Below are 18878 nucleotides of genomic sequence, written 5' to 3' on the forward strand. Positions count from 1 at the left end.
TCACTTGCCGGCGAGGGCGGCGAATTCCTTGACCACGCGCTCATAGACCGGCCGCTTGAACGGCACGATCAGCGTCGGCAGGTTCTGCATCGGCTCCCAGCGCCAGCTGATGAATTCGGCCTTGTGGACGCCGCCGCCCGGACGCTCGACGTCGATCTCGGTATCCGTTCCCGTGAAGCGCAGGGCAAACCATTTCTGCCGCTGGCCGCGATAGCGTCCTTTCCAGGCCCGGCCGGCCACGGTGCGGGGAATATCGTAGGTCAGCCAGTCGTCGATCTCGGCCAGCTTCTCGACGGAACGGACGCTGGTCTCCTCATAAAGCTCGCGCTTGGCCGCCTCCCAGGCGTCTTCACCGGGATCGACGCCGCCTTGCGGCATCTGCCAGACATGGGCGTCGTCGACATGCTCGATGCCGCCAGCGCGGCGACCGATGAACACCAGCCCTTCCGAGTTGATCAGCGCGATGCCGACGCAGGTGCGGTAAGGCAGGTCCTCGTAGCGCGTCATTCCGTCTCGGCCTTCCTGCGTTGCTCCGGGCGTCGTCGCTCAGGCTCCGCTCCGACGTCGCCGCAGCGTACGTCCGTTCAGTTCGATTTTGATTTCAGCATCGCAGTTGTCAATGGCACCAGCAGAATGCCCTTGCGATCGAGCCCCTTGATCCAGGCCCCGATGCGATCGATCGAGACCGGCAAAGCGGAGGCGGTGCCGATCGCGATGCCGCGCTCCTTGGCGAGGCTTTCCAGCTTGGCGAGCGCATTGTCGATTTCGACCGGCGTCGGCACCGCGTCGATGGCCACATCGCCCTTGGCGAACGGCATGGCGCGCCCGGCGGCCAGCGAGGCGGCCACGCTGCGTGGCGCGGCGCCGTCATCGAACAGTGCAAGCCCGCGCTTGGCAGCCTCGTTCACGATCGGCTGCATCGCCGCTTCGGTGGCGACAAAACGCGCGCCCATGAAATTGCCGATACCGACATAGCCCTGCAGCCGGCTCATGTGCCAGAACAGGCGGTCGATGTTCTGGTCCGGCCCAAGCGTGGCGAGCAGCGTCTGCGGTCCCGGATCATTGTCCGGATAGTCGTAGGGCTCCATCGGCACCTGCAGCAGGATCTCATGGCGCTGCGCCCGCGCCCGCTCGGCCAGCTTGGTCGGGTCGGCGCCATACGGGGTGAAGGCCAGGGTCACGGCCGGTGGCAGCTTCATGATGGCCTCGACCGTCTTGGCCGCGCCGACGCCGAGACCGCCGATCACGATGGCGACGGCCGGCATCCGGGCGGCCTTGGCCCGGTCGGCCTCGGCCGCATAGGCGGTGAACGGCTTCACGCCATCGGCCATTACCGGGATCATGCCGTAGCGCGATTTCTCCAGCAGCCGCGGATCGACGCCCGGCATCTGGCTCGCCGCCGGCGCAGCCGCGCCGGGTTCGGCTGTCTCGCTGCCACCGCCGCCGATCGCCACCTCCTGGCGCGCGCCGCTGGATCCATCGATGATGGTGACCGTCTTGCGGTCGCCGCCGTCCTGCTTGGCCGGCGCGGCAGCGCCGTGCTCGGCCGTCGCCCCATGCTTGGCGTCCGGTTTTGCAGCGCCCGATTTGTCGTCCGGCTTGGCGCCCGCGTTGATCGCGATCCGGGCAATCGGCTCGCCGCCGAGCGGATTGTCGCCGAACAGAGCGAAGCCGGCGAACACCACCAGGAACAGGCCGAGCAGCACGGCGAGAGCCTGCAGGAGCGTGAAGGGAAGCCGAATGCGGCGCCTGCGACGCTTCTCCGTCTGTCCGAGCGGGGCGCTCAGCTCGTCGGCCGTCTCTGTCATCAAAATTCCCGAATCAATCAAGCCTACGATACCACGGCGACGATTCAGGCACAGGCTTCGTGTCCGGAGCCCGTAGATCCGCGGAACCCGGGCACGGTGGAGAGAGCTCCTTCCAACGAAAAAGGCGGCCCTGCGGCCGCCTTTCGAAGTCGATGTCGTTGCTGGCAGGGTCGGCTTAGTTCGCCGCTTTGGTCGCCGGCTTGTCGGCTGCCGCTTTGTCGGTGGTGGGCGCCGGCGTGTTGGCGCTGTTCTTGATGCCGTGCAGCAGGTCGGCGGCGAGCTTGAGCGCCTTGTCGTCCTTGGCATCCGGCGGCACGTAGGACTGCGAGCCGGTCTTCTCGTCGCCATCATTCTTCAGATGGCCGCGCAGCGAAGCCTCGCCCTTGGTGTCGGTGCGCGACTTCAGCTCGTCCGGCACATCCTGCAGCACTTCGATGTCCGGCACGATGCCCTTGGCCTGGATCGATTTGCCCGACGGCGTGTAGTAGCGCGCCGTCGTCAGACGCAGTGCGCCGTTGCCGGCGCCGAGCGGGATGATGGTCTGCACCGAGCCCTTTCCGAACGAGCGCGTGCCGACGAGCGTCGCGCGCTTGTGGTCCTGCAGCGCGCCAGCTACGATCTCGGAGGCCGAGGCCGAGCCGCCATTGATCAGCACGATGACCGGCTTGCCCTTGGTGAGGTCGCCGGCATGCGCGGAGCGGCGCTGCGTCTCCTCGGCGTTGCGGCCGCGGGTGGAGACGATCTCGCCGCGCTCCAGGAACGCGTCGGACACCGTGACAGCCTCTTCGAGCAGGCCGCCCGGATTGTTGCGCAGATCGATGACGTAGCCCTTCAGCTTGTCTCCGATCTGGGTCTGCAGATCGGCGATGCTCTTCTTGAGGCCTTCGGTGGTCTGCTCGTTGAAGGTGGTGATGCGGATATAAGCGATATCGTCGGATTCGATGCGCGAGCGCACCGAGCGGACGCGGATATTGTCGCGGGTCAGCGTAATATCGAGCGGATTGTCGGCGCCTTTGCGCACCACTTTCAGCTTGATCTTGGTGCCGACCGGGCCGCGCATCTTCTCGACCGCCTGGTTGAGGGTGAGGCCCTGCACCGCTTCTTCGTCGAGATTGGTGATGATGTCGTTGGCCTGGATGCCGGCCTTCGAGGCCGGCGTGTCGTCGATCGGCGACACCACCTTGATCAGGCCATCTTCCATCGTGACTTCGATGCCGAGACCGCCGAACTCGCCGCGGGTCTGCACCTGCATGTCGCGGAAGCTCTTCGCATCCATGTAGCTCGAATGCGGATCGAGGCCGGACAGCATGCCGCTGATGGCGGATTCGACCAGTTTCGAGTCGTCCGGCTTCTCGACATAGTCGCTGCGCACCCGTTCGAACACGTCGCCGAACAGGTTGAGCTGGCGATAGGTGTCGGCAGTTGCGGCGCGCGCGGTCGATCCCATCAACACCGCGCGTGGTTGAGTCACGAACAAGGTCAATGCCGCACCGGTGGCCGCGCTCAGGAGAATTACCGAAGTCTTACGCATCATCCGCGTACCTTTTCGCCTTCATTTGCGGCCCACCATGGGCCTGGATCGATTGGAGTGCCGTCCTTACGGAACTCGACATAGAGCACTGGTTGACTCGCATTGGTAGCGAGAATGGAGGCGACCTGGGACGTCGTACCCATGGTCGCGACCGGCTCTCCCGTCTGAACAAACTGCCCGATGTTGACGGAAATGCGCTCCATCCCGGCGATCAAGACATGATACCCGCCACCGGCGTTAAGGATCAAGAGTTGTCCGTAGCTGCGGAAGGGGCCGGCATACACAACCCAGCCATCACACGGGGTTGTGACTTGGGCCCCCGGACGGGCTGCCAAGGAAATGCCTTTATCGACGCCACCCGCGCCGTCGGATGCACCGAATTCCCGAAGCTTGGTGCCGTTGACGGGGTAGGTCAGCATGCCCTTGGTCGACGCGAAGGCGATCGCCGGCGTTTTGCGGCCCGGATTGCGCAAGGCGTTCGCATCGGGCTTGCTGTTGACCGGAACGCCCTGCAGGCTCGCGGTCGAGGCCGCCTTGGCGGCGCTCTTGATGTCGAGCTCCATGGTCGAGATCAGACCCTGCAGCGTGTCGATCTGCTGGGCGAGCGCCACCGCGCGGAGGCTCTCGGCCTCCATGTCCTTCTCGGCCGTCGCCTGCTTGCGCTGCCGCTCCTCGACCAGCGCAGCGAGCCGGGTTTGATCGGTGCGGAGCTTGTCGCGATCGGCGGCGAGCTTGTCGCGCTCGGTGGCGATGGTCTTGCGCAGGGCGACGAGTTCGCCGAGATCGGTCGAGAGCTTTTCGGCCCGGCCGCGCATCTCCGGAACCACCGAGCCGAGCAGCATGGCGGTGCGCAGCGATTGCAGCGCGTCCTCGGGCCGGACGAGCAGCGCCGGCGGCGTGCGGCGGCCAGCGCGCTGTAAGGCGGCCAATACTTCGATGATCTCGGTGCGCCGCGCCTCCAAAGAGTTGCGAAGATCCTGCTCGCGACCATCGAGGCCGCGCAGCCGGGTCTCGGCTTCGCCGACTCTGACCTCGACGCTCCGCACCTGCGAGGCGACGTCGATCAGCTGCTGGTTGAGCTTGCCGCGGTCCTCCCCGAGTGTCGCGATCTCCGCCTTCAACCGCTCCTGCGCCTCGGCAGCCGCTTTTTGCGCGGCACGCGCGGCCTCGAGTTCCTGCGCGCGCTGCTTCAGTTGTTCCGGGGTCGGCGGTGTCGGTGAGGGCGTACCGGCGATCGACGGGCGAAGGCCGGTCTGGGCTGCCGCGGGCGTGCTGGTCAGCGGTGTGAGGCCCAGCGGAGCGAGGGCCAAGGCCGCGAGGCTCACCGCGGCGGTCATCCACGCGCTGCACGTCCGGCCGCTGCGGACGGTGGCAGATGAGCGAGTGGGGGGCCGCGCAGCGAACATCGACGTCCTTAATGTGCTCCGATCTTAACTGATTCAAGCGCGGTGGTAGGGGTGACCCGCCAGGATCGTAGCAGTACGGTAAATCTGCTCGAACAGCAGAACGCGAACGATCTGATGGGGCCAGGTCGCAGCCCCGAACGCGACCCCGAGCTTGGCTCTGCGCCGTAATTCGGGCGAAAGTCCGTCGGCGCCGCCGATGACGAACACCGCCGCCGGAACGCCTTCGTCGCGCCAGCGTCCGATCTGTGCCGCCAAACTCGCGCTGTCGATGTTCTGGCCGCGTTCGTCGAGGCAGACAAGCACGGATCTGCCCGGAATCAGCGCTGCAATGGCTGCCGCTTCCTCGCTGATCCGCGTGGCCGCGTCGCGTGCGCGGCTCTCCGGGAGTTCATGAAGGTCGAGGCCGCGGAAGCCCAGCTTGCGGCCGAGATCGTCGAAGCGTTCGCGGTAACGCTCCGCGAGCTCCCGCTCCGGACCCTGTTTCAATCGGCCAACGGCGATCACCACGATGCGCATGCGCACGCTCTACCACGTGCACAGGCCGATTCGTACCGCCGGGCGGCCGTAGAGCATGATCCGGAAAGCGGCAACCGGCTTTCCGGAATGATCGTGATCTACAGCGTCTTTGCCGGGTTCGGCCCCTGTGTCCACAGCCGCTCGAGGTTGTAGAACTCGCGGACCTCAGGCCGGAACACGTGCACGATCACGTCACCGGAATCGATCAGCACCCAGTCGCAATTGGGCAAGCCCTCGATATGGACCTTCTTGGCCCCGGCCTCCTTGAGGCCTTTCGCGACGTTTTCCGCGATCGAGCCGACATGCCGGTTGGAGCGGCCTGTCGTGATGACCATGTAGTCGGAATACGCCGATTTGCCGTGAAGATCGATGGTGACCGTCTCTTCCGCCTTCATGTCCTCGAGGCGGGAGAGGATCGTGCGCAGAGTCTTGTCGGCGTCGGGTTGCGCCTGCAAGGCCGCATCGTGGGTCGGAGTCTTACGCGCCTTGGCAGTCGCCGACTTGGAGGTCGTTGCCTTGGTCTTGGGTAAGGCCGACTGGGACAATACAGATGTGGTCAGGGACCATTCCTTTCACTGTATCGCAGGCCGAATCCATCCGGCCTGCTGACCATACTAGCCATGTGGGGTTAACTGTTTCAATAATCCAGTCCCCCGGATTCCGGCACTCCGGCCCGACTTTTTAACCATCAGCCCGCCTCGGGCAGCGGCGGACTGCGACATACTATGCACATCCGATGCCGCGCGGGTGGCGGCACAGGTCAGATAGACTTCCAGCTGCCGTCCGGGTTCCTCAACCCGGTCGACGAGAGGCTCAGCTTCAGCCCGGTGAGGTAAACCCAGGCCGGCGCGGCGCGGTCAGCCAGGCGGCCGGCATCGGCCTCGGGCAGGCGATAGCGCGCCAATGCACGGGCGGCGGGTGCGTTCAGAGCGCGGAAGCTGCGGGGCGGGCGATCGACCACGGCCATCGGAACCTGGGCCGCGATGTGCTGCCATTTTTGCCAGCGATGGAACTGCGCGAGATTGTCGGCGCCCATGATCCACACGAAGCGAAGACGCGAGGCGCGCCGGCGCAGGTAATCAATCGTGTCGGCAGTGTAGCGGGTGCCGATGACGGATTCGAGACAGCTGATTTCGATGCGCGGATCCGCAGCCACCTTGCGCGCCGCCGCGGCGCGCTCGGCGAGCGCGTGCAGTCCGCCATTGTCCTTGAGCGGATTGCCGGGCGTGACCAGCCACCACACGCGGTCGAGCTGCAGCCGCTTCAGCGCGAACAGGCTGATCGCGCGATGCGCCTGGTGCGGCGGGTTGAACGAGCCGCCGAGCAGGCCGATGCGCATGCCGTCGCTGTGAGGCGGCAGCGCCTGACGGATCGCAAGGCGCATGGCTGCGGCGGCGGTCGGCCCAGCCTCGGCCTGCTCAGGAAGCTCAACCACAGGATGCGGCGGTCATGGCCGGGTCTGCCCGGTGCCGTGAATGCGGTATTTGAAACTCGTCAGCTGCTCCACGCCCACCGGTCCGCGGGCGTGAAACTTGCCCGTGGCGATCCCGATTTCCGCGCCGAAGCCGAACTCGCCGCCATCGGCGAATTGCGTCGAGGCATTGTGCAGCACGATCGCCGAATCGACCTCGTTGAGGAACTTGTCGGCGGCGGCAACGTCCGCGGTGACGATTGCGTCGGTGTGGTGCGAGCCATGCGCCTGGATGTGCGCGATCGCGCCTTCCACACCGTCGACGACCTTCGCGGCGATGACCGCGTCGAGATATTCGGTGTCCCAGTCCTCGTTGCTGGCGGGCTTCACCCGCGCATCCGCCGCACGCACGGCGTCATCACCCCGCACCTCGCAGCCGGCGTTGATCAGCGTGTCGACCAACGGCTTGATCTTGTCCTGTGACGCGCGATCGATCAGCAGCGTCTCGGCCGCGCCGCACACGCCGGTGCGGCGCATCTTGGCGTTCAGCACGATCGACTTCGCCATCTCGAGGTCGGCGGCGCCGTCGACATAGACGTGGTTGACGCCTTCGAGATGCGCGAACACCGGCACCCGCGCCTCGGCCTCGACGCGAGCGACAAGGTTCTTGCCGCCGCGCGGCACGATGACGTCGACGCCGCCGTTCAGGCCGGACAGCAGCAGGCCCACGGCGGCACGGTCGCGCGTCGGCACCAGCGTGATCGCCGCGTCCGGCAGGCCCGCCTCGCGCAGGCCTTCGACCAGGCATTCGTGAATGGCGCGGCAGGAGCGGAACGAGTCCGAGCCGCCGCGCAGGATCACCGCATTGCCGGACTTCAGGCACAGCACGCCGGCATCGGCCGCCACATTGGGGCGGCTCTCGAAGATCACGCCGATCACGCCGAGCGGCACCCGCACGCGCTCGATGGTCATGCCGTTCGGCCGCTGCCAGCTCTCGGTGACGATGCCGATGGGATCGGCGACCTCGCGCACAGCGGCGATGCCGTCGGCCATCGCGGCGACGCGGGCCGGGGTCAAGGTCAGGCGATCGAGGAAGGAGGAAGTGATGCCGGCGGCCTTGGCCTCGACCACGTCCTCGGCATTGGCGGCGATGATCGTGTCGACGCGGGCCCGGATCAGCCGCTCCATCGCCTCCAGCGCCCGGTTCTTCTGCGCGGCCGGGGCCAGCGCCAGCACGCGCGCCGCGGCGCGGGCGCGGCTGGCGAGGTCGTTCATCAGCGCAGGCAGATCGGCGCTGCCGTCGATGGCTTTGAGGGGCGCGGTCATGGGTGCTTCAACCTTGAATTAAGGTGATGTTCTAGCATGGAAATTGGACTGATGCGATGCCAGCGTGCTTAGCGGGCGATCAAGAGCGGGGCGTCACTGACAGCGTCGCCGCCGCGCGATGGCGGAGAACAGCGTCTTTGACACTGCTGAAGAGGCTGACCGGCAGGAACCCCCAATGCCACATCGGCCCGCCCGGTTGCCAATCTTCTCGCGCGCGCCGGATGTCGTGCCCCGGCCAGAAGAACCGGTTCAATTCGCTGGTCACGATCCAGGAATGATCCTGGTCGAGACCCATCCGGCGCTTGACGGCAATGGGGATTTCAATGGCGTCTCGCGAAGCGGCATGGGTGATTGGGACAACATCGGCGACGATGCGATCGGGGAAGGCTCGGATTCGCTCATAGGTCAGCACGACGGCACAGGGACGGTTCTTCAAACCTTCGATCTGGCGCTTCTCGGCCTCTCGGTGCCAGAGATAGGAATAGCAGATCACGAGACCGGGCAATGGACGCTTGGGAAGTGTAGCGCGAGTGACGATTTCACTCATTCACCGCCGACGCCCCGGCGCTCATCAGTGACGTCGTCGTCCGCTTCCCAGCGGTATTGTTCGGGGATCTCGCTGTTCACGACGGCACCCGCGAGGGCGTCAGTCAAGTCAGTCGCCAGGATCACTTCGCGGTAGCCGTCGACGAGCTTCTGGAATGTCTCGGCAGAGAGGAGCACGGCACTTTCGCGGCCATGCTTGGTGATCACGACAGGCTCACGCATGGCCTTGTCGTGCCACTCGCCAAAATTCTTGGCCAAATCGGTTGCTGCTGCTCGCGCCATCAAAGCACCTCGTTTTCCGTATTTTACGGAATTTTATGTTCGGTGCAAGCTGCTGTGTCGACTCCGCTATCCCATTGCGCCCGCCGGGCCGATCACCAGGTCGTCGCGATGGATCATCTCGGCGCGGCCGGAGATGCCGAGGATGACGGCGACATCTGGCGAGGACCGGCCCTTGATGCGCTCGGCGTCGTCGGCGTCATATGCGACCAGGCCGCGGCCGATCTCGTGGGTATCTGGCCCGCGCACCACCACCGCATCGCCGCGGGCGAACTGGCCGTCCACCCGGATGACGCCGGCGGGCAGCAGGCTCTTGCCGGCGCGCAGCGCGGTCACGGCGCCGGCGTCGATGGTCAGCGTGCCCTTCGGCTCCAGCGAGCCCGCGATCCAGCGTTTGCGCGCGGTGACGGGGTTGGCGGGGGTCAGGAACCAGGTGCAGCGGCCGCCATTGGCGATCGCCGCCAGCGGGTGCTCGATCTTGCCGGAGGCGATCAGCATGTGGGTACCGCCGGTCGTGGCGATCTTGGCGGCCTCGATCTTGGTGCGCATGCCGCCGCGCGAGAACTCGGACGCGGCGCTGCCGGCCATCGCCTCGATGTCGGCGGTGATGCTCTCGACCACCGGAATCAGCCGCGCGTTCGGATCCTGCGCCGGCGGCGCGGTGTAGAGTCCGTCGATGTCGGACAGCAGCACCAGCAGGTCGGCACTGGCCATGGTCGCGACGCGTGCGGCGAGGCGGTCATTGTCGCCGTAGCGGATTTCTGCCGTCGCGACGGTGTCGTTCTCGTTGATGACCGGCACCGCGCGCCAGTCCAGCAGCTTGGCGATCGTCGAGCGCGCATTGAGATAGCGGCGGCGCTCCTCGGTGTCCTGCAAGGTGACCAGGATCTGTCCGGCGCCGATGCCGTGGTCACCCAGCACCTCCGACCAGATCCGCGCCAACGCGATCTGGCCGACGGCGGCGGCTGCCTGGCTCTCCTCCAGCTTGAGCGGCCCGCGCGGCAGCTTCAGCCGGCTGCGGCCGAGTGCGATCGAGCCTGACGACACCACCAGGAGCTCGCAGCCTCGACCATGCAGTCGCGCGATGTCGGCGGCGAGCGCCGCAAGCCAGGAGGCGCGGACCTCGCCGGCCTCGGAATCGACCAGCAGCGACGAGCCGACCTTGACGACGATACGGCGGAAATTTTCGAGACGGGGGCTGGCCATGGTTTTGAAAGGGCGGCTTTGAACCGGAGCAGTGCAGGCCCTCGCTTCGTGATGACAGGCGCGCAACGGATGCGCGGTCGGCACTGACGGGGCTGTGTGTTGATGGATGGCGGTGAGTGTCGCAAGCGGAGGCGTGCGAGGCAAGGCTGGCGTCAGCTCAGCCCTGCGGTGGCAGAGGCGCAGCCCATGGCTCCTCGGTCGCCGCGCTGTCGCTGGTGCTCTTGGCCTTGATGGACACTGGCTGCTCGCTGATCACGTCGGCGAGCTTGCGCAAAGCCTCCTTGACGCCCTCGCCGGTCGCGCCGGAGATCAGCAGCGGCGTCTTCTTGGCGGCGCGCTTCAGCCGGTCCTTCTGCTTCTTCAGCTCGTCCGGATCGACCGCGTCGATCTTGTTCAGCGCGACGATCTCGACCTTGTCGGTCAGGTCGCCGCCATAGGCCTCAAGTTCGTGCCGCACCGTCTTGTAGGCCTTGCCGGCATGCTCGCAGGTGGCGTCGACGAGGTGCAGCAGTACGCGGCAACGCTCGACATGGCCGAGGAAGCGGTCGCCGAGGCCGGCGCCCTCATGGGCGCCCTCGATCAGGCCCGGAATGTCCGCCAGCACGAACTCGCGGCCATCGGCGTTCACGACGCCCAGCTGCGGATGCAGCGTGGTGAACGGATAATCGGCGATCTTCGGCTTGGCAGCGGAGACCTTGGACAGGAAGGTCGACTTGCCGGCGTTGGGCAGGCCGACCAGGCCGGCGTCGGCGATCAGCTTCATCCGCAGCCAGATCCAGCGCTCCTCTCCGGGCTGCCCCGGATTGGCATGGCGCGGCGCCCGGTTGGTTGGTGACTTGAAATGGGCGTTGCCGAAGCCGCCATTGCCGCCCTGGGCCAGAACGAAGCGCTCGCCGACGGTGGTAAAGTCGTGGATCAGGGTCTCGCGGTCCTCGTCGAAGATCTGGGTGCCGACGGGAACCTTGAGCACCACCGACTTGCCGCCGGCGCCGTGGCAGTCCTTGCCCGACCCGTTTCCGCCTCTCTGGGCCTTGAAATGCTGCTGGTAGCGGTAGTCGATCAGGGTGTTGAGGCCATCGACGGCTTCGATCACGACATCGCCGCCACGGCCGCCATTGCCGCCGTTCGGCCCGCCGAACTCGATGAACTTCTCGCGCCGGAACGCAACGCAACCGTTGCCGCCGTCGCCGGAGCGCACATAGACCTTGGCTTCATCGAGAAATTTCATGATGTGCTCTACGTAGGCGAGGCGGGCCCCTACGGCAACCGCGGAATGGGCCTAATTCGGCTCTCAGCCTTAATTTCGAGCGGTCAATCAGCGTTGCGCAAGGCTTGAACAAGCGTTGCGCAGGGGTTGCGGCAGGGCTGCGTCACGCGTCCGGCGGAAGGGCTGGAGCCGTCCAGGCCGGCCTGATAAGGCAGCGCCATCATGAGCGTGCTGTCCCGAATCTCTACCGCAAACGATGAGCGCTCGGCGCGGCTGGCCGGCATCGGCTTGATGCTGCTGTCGATCGCGATGTTCTCGTTCGGCGATGCGCTGGGCAAGTTCCTGGTGTCGACCTATGCCGTCGGCCAATTGCTGTGGCTGCGCGCCTGCGCGGCGCTGCTGCTGCTCGCGCCGTTCATCTGGCGCAACCGCGCCGCGTTCCTGCAGCTCGAGCGGCCGTGGCTGCAGCTGGTGCGGGTGATCCTCTCGACGCTCGAGGTCGCCGCGTTCTTTCTCGCCACCGTCTATCTGCCGCTCGCCGATGTGATCACCTATTATCTCGCCGGGCCGATCTTCGTCACTGCGCTGTCGGCGCTGGTCTTGCGCGAGCATGTCGGCTGGCGGCGCTGGACAGCGATCCTGATCGGCTTCTGCGGCGTCTTGATCGCGCTCAGGCCCTCGGCGCAGACATTCAGCCTGCCGGCGCTGATCGCGCTCGGCGGCAGCCTGTCCTTCGCGGTGCTGATGCTGATCACCCGCTCGCTGCGATCGACGCCCGACATCGTGATGGCGTCCTCGCAATTCGTCGGCACCTTCCTGCTCGGTGCGGCGATGTCCTCGTTCGGCTGGGTGACGCCGACACCCGGCAGCCTGCTCCTGTTCGCCGCCGCCGGCATCATCTCGGTGACGGCACTGTTCTGCGTCAACCGCTCGCTCAAGCTGGCGCCGGCCTCGGTGGTCGTGCCCTATCAATATACGATGATCGTCTGGGCTGTGCTGTTCGGCTTCGTCGTGTTCGGCGATGTCCCGCATCCCGCGACCATCATCGGTGCGTCCATCATCATCGGCGCCGGGTTGTACATCTACCTGCGCGAACGCAGCCTGGGGCAGGGCACGGGTGCGGTGAACCCGCCGGCTTGAGCGTCACCCTCCCCCCTTCAGGGGAGGGTGAGGTCGGCCTATCTTCGCCCGGCATTGGCCCAGGCCTTCAGCGAGGCCCAGACGCCGCGGGTCAGGCGGAAGGCGTCGACGGGCGCCGACGAGCCGATGACCTCGAAGCGGTGCAGCTCGACGCCGGTCCATTGGAAGCCGCACTTCTCCAGGATGTTGCGCGAGGCCGGATTGCTGACGCGGGCGTGCCCGATCAGCACGGTCTCATCGCTGCCGTCGAAGAAATAGTCGATCGCGGCACGCGCCGCTTCGGTGCCGAAGCCGCGGCCCCAATGCGCGACGCCGAGCCAGTAGCCGAGCTCGGCGCGCCCGGGCGCCGGCCGGTTGATGCCGACGAGGCCAATCGGCGCGTCGAGATGTTCGATCAGGAAGGCGGTCTCGCCCGTCTGCTCCAGCCCGCGCACGAAGCGGGCGGCATCGACCTCGGAATAGGGATGCGGCAGGCGGCGGGTGTTCTCGGCGATGCGACGATCATCGGCGAGCTGGGCGATGGCTTTCACGTCCGCGAGCACGGGCGGACGCAGGGTCAGCCTGGGCGTCTCGAGGACGCAAGGTCTCGCCTCGCGCAAAGTCGGAGTCGTGATGTCCTGCAGCATGTCGGGCTCCATCGACGCTTCGGAATCAGCTGAAGATCAGCAGAAATGAAAAGGGGAGGCCGGTTGTCCCGCCTCCCCTGGAGCCATCTGGCGCTCCGCCGGTTCATCAGGACCCGGCGGACGCGACGTGTTCCACCGTTATTCTATTCGGCAGCCTGGGCGGCTACCGGACGCACCGAAATGAACGTGCGGTTGGCGCGGGCATGGAATTCGACGACGCCCTCGATCTTGGCGAACAGGGTGTGATCCGTGCCCATGCCGACGTTGAGACCGGGGTGCCAGGTCGTGCCGCGCTGACGCGCAATGATGTTGCCGGGAATTACGCGCTCGCCGCCGAACGCCTTGATGCCGAGGCGCTTGCCTTTGGAGTCGCGTCCGTTGCGGGATGAACCGCCTGCCTTTTTATGAGCCATCGCTCGTCTCCGATCTCGCGATCACCATTAGCGCGATTCCGCTAAGGGATCATTCACATTTGCGAAGCGCGCGGAAAAAAATCCGCGCGTGATGAGGTGTCAGCCGATGCCGCGCGCCACGCGCGCCGGCATGTTACTCGGCGGCGTCAGCCGCCGGGGCTTCCGCCTTGGCCTTCTTCGGGCGCGGGCCCTTGGTCGGCTTGGCGTTGTCCGTCAGGATTTCCGAGACGCGGATCAAGGTCAGCTCGTCCCGGTAGCCGCGCTTGCGGCGCGAATTCTTGCGGCGGCGCTTCTTGAACGCGATGACCTTGGGGCCGCGCTTGTGGTCGAGCACCTCGACCGCCACCGACGCGCCGGCGACCGCGGGCACGCCCAGCACCGGAGTGTCGCCGCCGACCACCAGCACTTCGTTCAGCTGCACGATCGTGCCGGGTTCACCGTCGATCTTGCCAATCTCGAGCACATCATCCGGGGCGACGCGGTATTGCTTGCCGCCGGTCTTGATGACTGCGAACATCGTTCTCATCCTTCGTGTTCGATCCCGGCCTCAGAGCGCTGTCGCCCCGGGTCGGCTTCTTGTTCAGTCGTTATGGTTCATGGGGTCTGGCCCGATCGGGGCCAGCGTCGGCGTGTCCCAGGCATCGAGGCCTGTCCGATACGCGCAACGACAATCGGCGCGAGAAGCTCGCGCCGGTCGATCTGGCGCTTATAGCCGCCGGAGCCAGCGAGTCAAGCGAAGAGGGCGCATGGCGAGTGGCGCATAGGGAGTCGGGGAAGGGCCGCAGCCGCCCCTATTCGCTCCTCCCGATTTGCCATTCGCCCGCAACTAAACCGTCGCCTCCGCCGTTGTCCGGGCCAACGCACAACAGGCAGGGATCCATGGCCGACGACGTGATGACCACCACGGGAATTGCCCGGCACGGCGCCGCGCGGCTGCCGTCGGTCGAGATCGACAGCTTCAACATCGAGATCAAGGACGAGGACGGCTTCCTCGGCGACCGCGCCTCCAAGGGCGCCTTTCGCAAGATCCTGGAGCGCTGGCGCAAGCCCTTACGCAAATCCGGCAAGGATCCGTTCGGCGACGAGGACAGCGACACCATCAGCAAGAAGGCGCTGGACGCGATCCTGGTCGGTGACGACACCGAGGCCTCGGCGGTGGTGCATTCGGCGATCGAGGAGTTCGCCCAGGAGCTCGCCCATGTCACCCGCCGCTTCCTGCGCACCAAGGCCTGGGCCAAAACCGAATGCATCGTGGTCGGCGGCGGCTTTCGCGATTCCCGGCTCGGCGAGCTCGCCATCGCGCGCACCGAGATCATCCTGAAGGACGAGGGCTTCGGCGTCGAGCTGGAGCCGATCCGCTACCATCCCGACGATGCCGGCCTGATCGGCGCGCTGCATCTGGCGCCGTCCTGGATCTTCGAGGCCCATGACAGCATCCTCGCGGTCGACATCGGCGGCACCAATATCCGCTGCGGCGTGGTCGAGACGTGCTGGAAGAAGACGCCGGACCTCTCCAAGGCTTCGGTCTGGAAGTCCGAGCTGTGGCGCCATGCCGATGACGAGCCGACGCGCGAAGGTGCGGTGAAACGGCTGGCCAAGATGCTCAAAGGGCTGATCGACGAGGCGGACACCGAAGGCCTCAAGCTGGCGCCGTTCATCGGCATCGCCTGTCCCGGCGTCATCAATGAAGACGGCTCGATCGAGAAGGGCGCGCAGAACCTGCCGGGCAATTGGGAGAGCAGCAAGTTCAATCTGCCGGCCAGCCTGGTCGAGGCGATCCCGATGATCGGCGATCACGACACGGCGGTGCTGATGCACAATGACGGCGTCGTGCAGGGCCTTTCTGAGGTGCCGTTCATGCAGGATTTCGAGCGTTGGGGGGTGCTGACCATCGGCACCGGGCTCGGCAATGCCCGCTTCACCAACCGCCGCAAGGAGAACGGCCGCAAGGACAAGGACGACAAGGCCAAGGACGACAAGGCCGACGAGAAAAAGGCCGCGAAGAAAAAGAAGGACTGAATTGGCGGCCGAGCGCCATTGGGTGGAGCGAGCAGGATCGAAGCCGCGCCATCGACGCCCGGGCCGGGGCTCGCGGTGGAGCCCGCTCGGCAAGACGGCAAAAATCGCTGTGCTGCCAAACAGATGGCTGCGAGGCACGGTAACCTTGATGGGTTAGGTTAAGGACCGGTTTGCGTTGCGATGCGGGCCCGGATGGCCCAGGGTCTTTTGTGTCGCTCAGGCCGGCCGGATTGACCCCCGTCTCTTCCGTCGGTTTCCCCAAGATGTAGCGACACGGGACCGCCGGCATGTGTCAGCGTACGGCGGTCCCACCTTGCTTTCTTCGCTCCTCCCTTCGTCGTCCCGCCGCCCGCGCAATCGCGCCCAAAGATTGCCACGTGACCGACTTGCTCTATTTACAAACCGTCTAGTCGGTTTTATAAGAGATCATCCCAATTGGGGTGGGATTGGCCGGCCCGAGCCGGCGCCAAACGGAGTGTTGAGGACATGAGGATCACAGGCGCGAGCCATTGGGCGGCCGCCGTCGCGGCGACCGCGCTGGCCATGACGGGGGCACGAGCGGCGGATATGCCGGCCACAACCTACAAGGCGCCGGCCTATGCCTCCGCCCCGGCACCGTTTTCGTGGACCGGCTTCTACGCCGGCGCCAATGTCGGTGGGGCGTTCACCGGCAATGATTCAGTGACGAACCTCGCCGGCGGCAATGGCGGGAAGCTCTCCGGCGTCATCGGCGGCATGCAAGCGGGCTATAATTACCAGGTCTCGCCGTTGTTCGTGGTCGGCATCGAGAACGATCTCGATTTCACCGGCCTCTCGCGCCAAGGCGATCTGGTCAATCCCGCGGTCAGCGTGCCCTGGCTGACCACGGGGCGCGCCCGCGCCGGCTTCACGATGCTCGACCAGCGCCTGTTCCTGTACGGGACGGCCGGTCTCGCGGCCGGCGAGTTGAAGGACGGCCCGGTCCACAAGGTGAAGATGGGTTGGACGGCGGGCGGCGGCGCGGAATGGGCCTTCCTGCCGAAATGGTCGGCCAAGCTTGAATATCTCTACACCGACCTGAAGCACGACGCTCTGCCGGACTGGCGTGCGGCGAAGATCCACAGCGTGCGGGTCGGCCTCAACTACCATTTCGACCTGTTCCGCTGAGCGGCGCCGCTTGTCGCGAGGTTCGAGGGCCCAAGCGTCAGTCCGGGCCTTCGGAGCGCGGCGATCGGGCGGTGCAGCCGCCCAGCCGCCGCGTGCGGTCCGCTTCCCCACGAGCGGACCGCAACCGGCGCCCCGGCTTTGGGACAGCGAGGGAAAAATTCGGCCGGCTGCCTTGTCACCCCCGCCGCCGTGCCCTAGAACGGCGCCCGACCACCGGGGTTCGCCCTGATTTGCGCCTGGAGAGGTGGCAGAGTGGTTGAATGCACCGCACTCGAAATGCGGCATAGGTGCAAGCCTATCGGGGGTTCGAATCCCTCCCTCTCCGCCAGTTCAGTCCCTGAGTGGGCACTGAGTTTACGCCAGTTTTTCCGGTAAGCGCCTGTAGCAGCCGGGTCTTCGATCCCATGATCCTGACTTCGCCGTCCGCGACCTCGACGCGCTGGGCGAGCGCGCGGAGATGGTCGCGGCGGTAGCCACCGCCTTCAAGGCGGATGCGCTGGCGGGCGGTCTTGGCGAAGGTGCGGACCATTTGCGGGGTAATGGCCTTGGCACCGGAGGTGTCGAGCATGGCCTGGGCGCGCTCGGCATCGGTCTTGGCTTGGTCCCTGATGGCCTTGAGGCCGTCGATGCGGTCTTTCAGGGCCGGATCGTCGATGCCGGCCACGCCCGCCTCAATGGCGTCGTAGAGGCGCTTGAGGCGAAGTTCGGATTCGGCGGCGCGTTTGTTCAGTTCGGCGATGTGCTCGCGGCGGCGTTCGGATTGCTCCTGCCGCCGATCGAGAACGCTGGCGAGGATGGTTTCCAGCCGCTCGGGCTGGAGAAGCTGGTCTTCGAGGTGACTGGCGACAAGCTCGTCGAGCTTGTCCATCGGCACGGCCAAGCCCTCGCAAGCGGTCGGCCCCTGCCGTGCCTTCATTGAGCAAGCGTAATAGCGGTAGCGCCCTCCCTTGCCGGTGCGGATGGTCATGGCCCCGCCGCACTTGGCGCAATGGATCAAGCCGGTGAGCATGGTCGGGCCGCTGATGACGGCGGATGGCGTGACCTTGGGATTGCGGGCCTTTAAGAGCGCCTGCACGGTGTCGAACGTCTCACGGTCGATGATCGGCTGGACCGGAACCGTGACAATCTCGCTGACGGGTTTCAGTTCCTTGGTCTTGCTGCGCTTGTTGAACTCATGCTCGCCCATATAGGTGCGGCGGGTCAGGATGCGGTGGACTTGGCCGATGCCCCAGCGGCCTCCGTCGCGCGTGAAGATGCGGCGGCTGTTGAGGTAGGAGACGATGTTCTTGACGCCCATCTGGCCGGTCGTGCCGTCGCCTTCCAGCGCCAGGCGATAGATTAGCCGCACCGTGTCGGCGTGCAGTGGGTCGATCTCAAGCTTTTTCTTGGTCTTGGCCCCGCGCTGCTCGGCCGCGACAACACGGTAGCCGATGGGCGGCAGCGAGCCATTCCAGAAGCCTTGGCGGGCGTTTTCCTTCAAGGCGCGCATCACATGCTTGGCGTTTTCCTTCGACTGGTATTCATCGAACAGCGCCATGATCTGCCGCATCATCTGATGCACCGGATCATCGCCGATCTCCTGGGTGATCGACAGCAGCTTGACGCCGTTTTTGGCGAGCTTGCGGACGTAGAATTCCATATCGAAGGCGTCGCGGAAGAAGCGGCTGAACGAATGGACGATCACGACGTCGAAGGGCGCGGGCTTCGACGTGCCTGCCTCGATCATGCGCTGGAACTCGGGGCGGCGGTCGTTGGTCGCCGATGCGCCCGGCTCCACAAAGGTCTCAACGAGTTGATAGCCGCGCGCCTCGCAATAGGCTTCGCCCTGCCGCTTCTGGTCTGGAATGGAAACATCATGCTCCGCCTGCCGCGCCGTCGAGACGCGCAGGTAGAGGGCGGCGCGTAGCGGCACGGTCATGGGCGATGTCTCCTTCTCGAATAATGGTCCCGGCCCGAATCATCGGGCTGCATGGTCCCGCTCAGGCAGCCTTCTTCACGGGACGCGCGCGCTCGACCCGTTCGCGCTCCTTGGGTGTATTCATCACCTCCCAAAGATCGTTACGCCGCTGCACGTTGAGCCAGAAGTCGGGGCTGTTGCCGAACACACGGGCCAGGATCAGCGCCGTCGCGGCCGTCACGTTTCTGCGGTTGCCGCACAGTTCGTTGACGTGTTTGCGCTGGACGCCCATCGCCTCGGCGAGCGCCCCCTGCGTCAGTCCCATCGGCTCCATGAACTCTTCGGTCAGTATCTCGCCGACGCTCGCCGGCTTGCGCTTGGTGGTCAGCATGGTTTGCCTC

The 18878-nt window shown here is 65.9% G+C and carries 20 protein-coding genes and 1 tRNA gene; 4 read left to right on the top strand and 17 right to left on the bottom strand.

Going from position 1 to position 18878, the window contains the following annotated elements:
• From BBTA_RS01970 to obgE, 12 genes are all read right to left on the bottom strand, one after another.
• Positions 1-507, bottom strand: coding sequence for an RNA pyrophosphohydrolase (locus BBTA_RS01970; protein WP_012040751.1), 507 nt, complete (start codon positions 505-507; stop codon positions 1-3).
• A 77-nt stretch (positions 508-584) separates the two neighbouring features.
• Positions 585-1808: a divergent polysaccharide deacetylase family protein gene (locus BBTA_RS01975; protein ID WP_012040752.1), complete on the bottom strand. Its 1224-nt coding sequence runs from the start codon at positions 1806-1808 to the stop codon at positions 585-587.
• Between the two features lie 175 nt (positions 1809-1983).
• Positions 1984-3342, bottom strand: a complete 1359-nt coding sequence (locus BBTA_RS01980; protein ID WP_041750264.1) for a S41 family peptidase — start codon at positions 3340-3342, stop codon at positions 1984-1986.
• On the bottom strand, positions 3339-4745 hold the full coding sequence (locus tag BBTA_RS01985) for a murein hydrolase activator EnvC (RefSeq protein WP_041750265.1): 1407 nt from the start codon (positions 4743-4745) through the stop codon (positions 3339-3341). The genes BBTA_RS01980 and BBTA_RS01985 overlap by 4 nt, the downstream gene beginning before the upstream one ends.
• A gap of 33 nt (positions 4746-4778) precedes the next feature.
• The gene (rlmH, locus tag BBTA_RS01990; RefSeq protein WP_012040755.1) at positions 4779-5261 is read right to left on the bottom strand and encodes a 23S rRNA (pseudouridine(1915)-N(3))-methyltransferase RlmH; all 483 of its coding nucleotides are present in this window, start codon (positions 5259-5261) and stop codon (positions 4779-4781) included.
• A gap of 98 nt (positions 5262-5359) precedes the next feature.
• The gene (gene rsfS, locus BBTA_RS01995; RefSeq protein ID WP_083780752.1) at positions 5360-5716 is read right to left on the bottom strand and encodes a ribosome silencing factor; all 357 of its coding nucleotides are present in this window, start codon (positions 5714-5716) and stop codon (positions 5360-5362) included.
• Positions 5717-6021: 305 nt separating this feature from the next.
• Positions 6022-6645 carry a nicotinate-nucleotide adenylyltransferase gene (locus BBTA_RS02000; protein ID WP_049795458.1) on the bottom strand — a complete coding sequence of 208 codons (624 nt, stop codon included), beginning with the start codon at positions 6643-6645 and terminating at the stop codon, positions 6022-6024.
• A 63-nt stretch (positions 6646-6708) separates the two neighbouring features.
• A complete protein-coding gene (locus tag BBTA_RS02005; RefSeq protein WP_012040758.1) occupies positions 6709-7998 on the bottom strand; it encodes a glutamate-5-semialdehyde dehydrogenase in 1290 nt (429 codons plus the stop codon).
• Positions 7999-8077: 79 nt separating this feature from the next.
• Positions 8078-8545, bottom strand: coding sequence for a hypothetical protein (locus tag BBTA_RS02010; RefSeq protein ID WP_012040759.1), 468 nt, complete (start codon positions 8543-8545; stop codon positions 8078-8080).
• Positions 8542-8826, bottom strand: a complete 285-nt coding sequence (locus tag BBTA_RS02015) for a type II toxin-antitoxin system prevent-host-death family antitoxin (RefSeq protein WP_041750266.1) — start codon at positions 8824-8826, stop codon at positions 8542-8544. Before BBTA_RS02015 ends, BBTA_RS02010 begins: the two co-directional genes overlap by 4 nt.
• A 66-nt stretch (positions 8827-8892) precedes the next feature.
• Complete coding sequence (gene proB / locus BBTA_RS02020; RefSeq protein ID WP_012040761.1) at positions 8893-10029, bottom strand: glutamate 5-kinase; 1137 nt, start codon at positions 10027-10029, stop codon at positions 8893-8895.
• A gap of 157 nt (positions 10030-10186) precedes the next feature.
• Positions 10187-11257, bottom strand: a complete 1071-nt coding sequence (obgE, locus tag BBTA_RS02025) for a GTPase ObgE (RefSeq protein WP_012040762.1) — start codon at positions 11255-11257, stop codon at positions 10187-10189.
• 201 nt (positions 11258-11458) lie between these two features.
• Here obgE and BBTA_RS02030 point away from each other — a divergent pair, with 201 nt between their 5' ends.
• Positions 11459-12376 (top strand): DMT family transporter, encoded by a 918-nt coding sequence (locus tag BBTA_RS02030; RefSeq protein WP_012040763.1) that lies wholly within the window; start codon positions 11459-11461, stop codon positions 12374-12376.
• A 38-nt stretch (positions 12377-12414) separates the two neighbouring features.
• Here the strand turns inward: BBTA_RS02030 and BBTA_RS02035 are convergent, their stop codons facing one another.
• The 3 genes from BBTA_RS02035 to rplU form a co-directional block, all read right to left on the bottom strand.
• Positions 12415-13002 carry a GNAT family N-acetyltransferase gene (locus tag BBTA_RS02035; RefSeq protein ID WP_012040764.1) on the bottom strand — a complete coding sequence of 196 codons (588 nt, stop codon included), beginning with the start codon at positions 13000-13002 and terminating at the stop codon, positions 12415-12417.
• Positions 13003-13145: 143 nt separating this feature from the next.
• Positions 13146-13415 carry a 50S ribosomal protein L27 gene (gene rpmA / locus BBTA_RS02040; RefSeq protein ID WP_012040765.1) on the bottom strand — a complete coding sequence of 90 codons (270 nt, stop codon included), beginning with the start codon at positions 13413-13415 and terminating at the stop codon, positions 13146-13148.
• Positions 13416-13548: 133 nt separating this feature from the next.
• Complete coding sequence (rplU, locus tag BBTA_RS02045) at positions 13549-13932, bottom strand: 50S ribosomal protein L21 (protein WP_008961803.1); 384 nt, start codon at positions 13930-13932, stop codon at positions 13549-13551.
• A gap of 362 nt (positions 13933-14294) precedes the next feature.
• Between rplU and BBTA_RS02050 the strand changes: the two genes are divergently transcribed.
• The 3 genes from BBTA_RS02050 to BBTA_RS02060 all read left to right on the top strand — a co-directional run bounded on the left by BBTA_RS02050 (position 14295) and on the right by BBTA_RS02060 (position 16908).
• Complete coding sequence (locus tag BBTA_RS02050) at positions 14295-15434, top strand: ROK family protein (RefSeq protein WP_012040766.1); 1140 nt, start codon at positions 14295-14297, stop codon at positions 15432-15434.
• A 486-nt stretch (positions 15435-15920) separates the two neighbouring features.
• Positions 15921-16580: an outer membrane protein gene (locus BBTA_RS02055; RefSeq protein WP_012040767.1), complete on the top strand. Its 660-nt coding sequence runs from the start codon at positions 15921-15923 to the stop codon at positions 16578-16580.
• A 238-nt stretch (positions 16581-16818) separates the two neighbouring features.
• Positions 16819-16908, top strand: a tRNA-Ser gene (locus tag BBTA_RS02060).
• Here BBTA_RS02060 and BBTA_RS38465 read toward each other — a convergent pair.
• Both BBTA_RS38465 and BBTA_RS02080 read right to left on the bottom strand, forming a co-directional pair.
• A complete protein-coding gene (locus BBTA_RS38465) occupies positions 16876-18498 on the bottom strand; it encodes a recombinase family protein (RefSeq protein WP_012040768.1) in 1623 nt (540 codons plus the stop codon). The genes BBTA_RS02060 and BBTA_RS38465 overlap by 33 nt on opposite strands.
• Positions 18499-18559: 61 nt before the next feature.
• Positions 18560-18868 carry a HigA family addiction module antitoxin gene (locus tag BBTA_RS02080; protein ID WP_038313315.1) on the bottom strand — a complete coding sequence of 103 codons (309 nt, stop codon included), beginning with the start codon at positions 18866-18868 and terminating at the stop codon, positions 18560-18562.
• Positions 18869-18878: the final 10 nt, after the last annotated feature.

Origin of the sequence: Bradyrhizobium sp. BTAi1, assembly GCF_000015165.1 — a bacterium.
Classification (GTDB): domain Bacteria; phylum Pseudomonadota; class Alphaproteobacteria; order Rhizobiales; family Xanthobacteraceae; genus Bradyrhizobium; species Bradyrhizobium denitrificans.

Excerpts from the sequence above, each read along its gene's own strand:
- rplU (WP_008961803.1), bottom strand. The coding sequence starts at position 13,932 with ATGTTCGCAGTCATCAAGACCGGCGGCAAGCAATACCGCGTCGCCCCG.
- BBTA_RS02080 (WP_038313315.1), bottom strand. The coding sequence starts at position 18,868 with ATGCTGACCACCAAGCGCAAGCCGGCGAGCGTCGGCGAGATACTGACC.
- BBTA_RS02050 (WP_012040766.1), top strand. The coding sequence starts at position 14,295 with ATGGCCGACGACGTGATGACCACCACGGGAATTGCCCGGCACGGCGCC.
- BBTA_RS01980 (WP_041750264.1), bottom strand. The coding sequence starts at position 3,342 with ATGATGCGTAAGACTTCGGTAATTCTCCTGAGCGCGGCCACCGGTGCG.
- BBTA_RS02030 (WP_012040763.1), top strand. The coding sequence starts at position 11,459 with ATGAGCGTGCTGTCCCGAATCTCTACCGCAAACGATGAGCGCTCGGCG.
- BBTA_RS01970 (WP_012040751.1), bottom strand. The coding sequence starts at position 507 with ATGACGCGCTACGAGGACCTGCCTTACCGCACCTGCGTCGGCATCGCG.
- rpmA (WP_012040765.1), bottom strand. The coding sequence starts at position 13,415 with ATGGCTCATAAAAAGGCAGGCGGTTCATCCCGCAACGGACGCGACTCC.
- BBTA_RS38465 (WP_012040768.1), bottom strand. The coding sequence starts at position 18,498 with ATGACCGTGCCGCTACGCGCCGCCCTCTACCTGCGCGTCTCGACGGCG.
- BBTA_RS02010 (WP_012040759.1), bottom strand. The coding sequence starts at position 8,545 with ATGAGTGAAATCGTCACTCGCGCTACACTTCCCAAGCGTCCATTGCCC.
- obgE (WP_012040762.1), bottom strand. The coding sequence starts at position 11,257 with ATGAAATTTCTCGATGAAGCCAAGGTCTATGTGCGCTCCGGCGACGGC.
- proB (WP_012040761.1), bottom strand. The coding sequence starts at position 10,029 with ATGGCCAGCCCCCGTCTCGAAAATTTCCGCCGTATCGTCGTCAAGGTC.
- BBTA_RS01975 (WP_012040752.1), bottom strand. The coding sequence starts at position 1,808 with ATGACAGAGACGGCCGACGAGCTGAGCGCCCCGCTCGGACAGACGGAG.
- rlmH (WP_012040755.1), bottom strand. The coding sequence starts at position 5,261 with ATGCGCATCGTGGTGATCGCCGTTGGCCGATTGAAACAGGGTCCGGAG.
- BBTA_RS02055 (WP_012040767.1), top strand. The coding sequence starts at position 15,921 with ATGAGGATCACAGGCGCGAGCCATTGGGCGGCCGCCGTCGCGGCGACC.
- BBTA_RS02015 (WP_041750266.1), bottom strand. The coding sequence starts at position 8,826 with ATGGCGCGAGCAGCAGCAACCGATTTGGCCAAGAATTTTGGCGAGTGG.
- BBTA_RS02035 (WP_012040764.1), bottom strand. The coding sequence starts at position 13,002 with ATGCTGCAGGACATCACGACTCCGACTTTGCGCGAGGCGAGACCTTGC.
- BBTA_RS01985 (WP_041750265.1), bottom strand. The coding sequence starts at position 4,745 with ATGTTCGCTGCGCGGCCCCCCACTCGCTCATCTGCCACCGTCCGCAGC.
- BBTA_RS02005 (WP_012040758.1), bottom strand. The coding sequence starts at position 7,998 with ATGACCGCGCCCCTCAAAGCCATCGACGGCAGCGCCGATCTGCCTGCG.
- BBTA_RS02000 (WP_049795458.1), bottom strand. The coding sequence starts at position 6,645 with ATGCGCCTTGCGATCCGTCAGGCGCTGCCGCCTCACAGCGACGGCATG.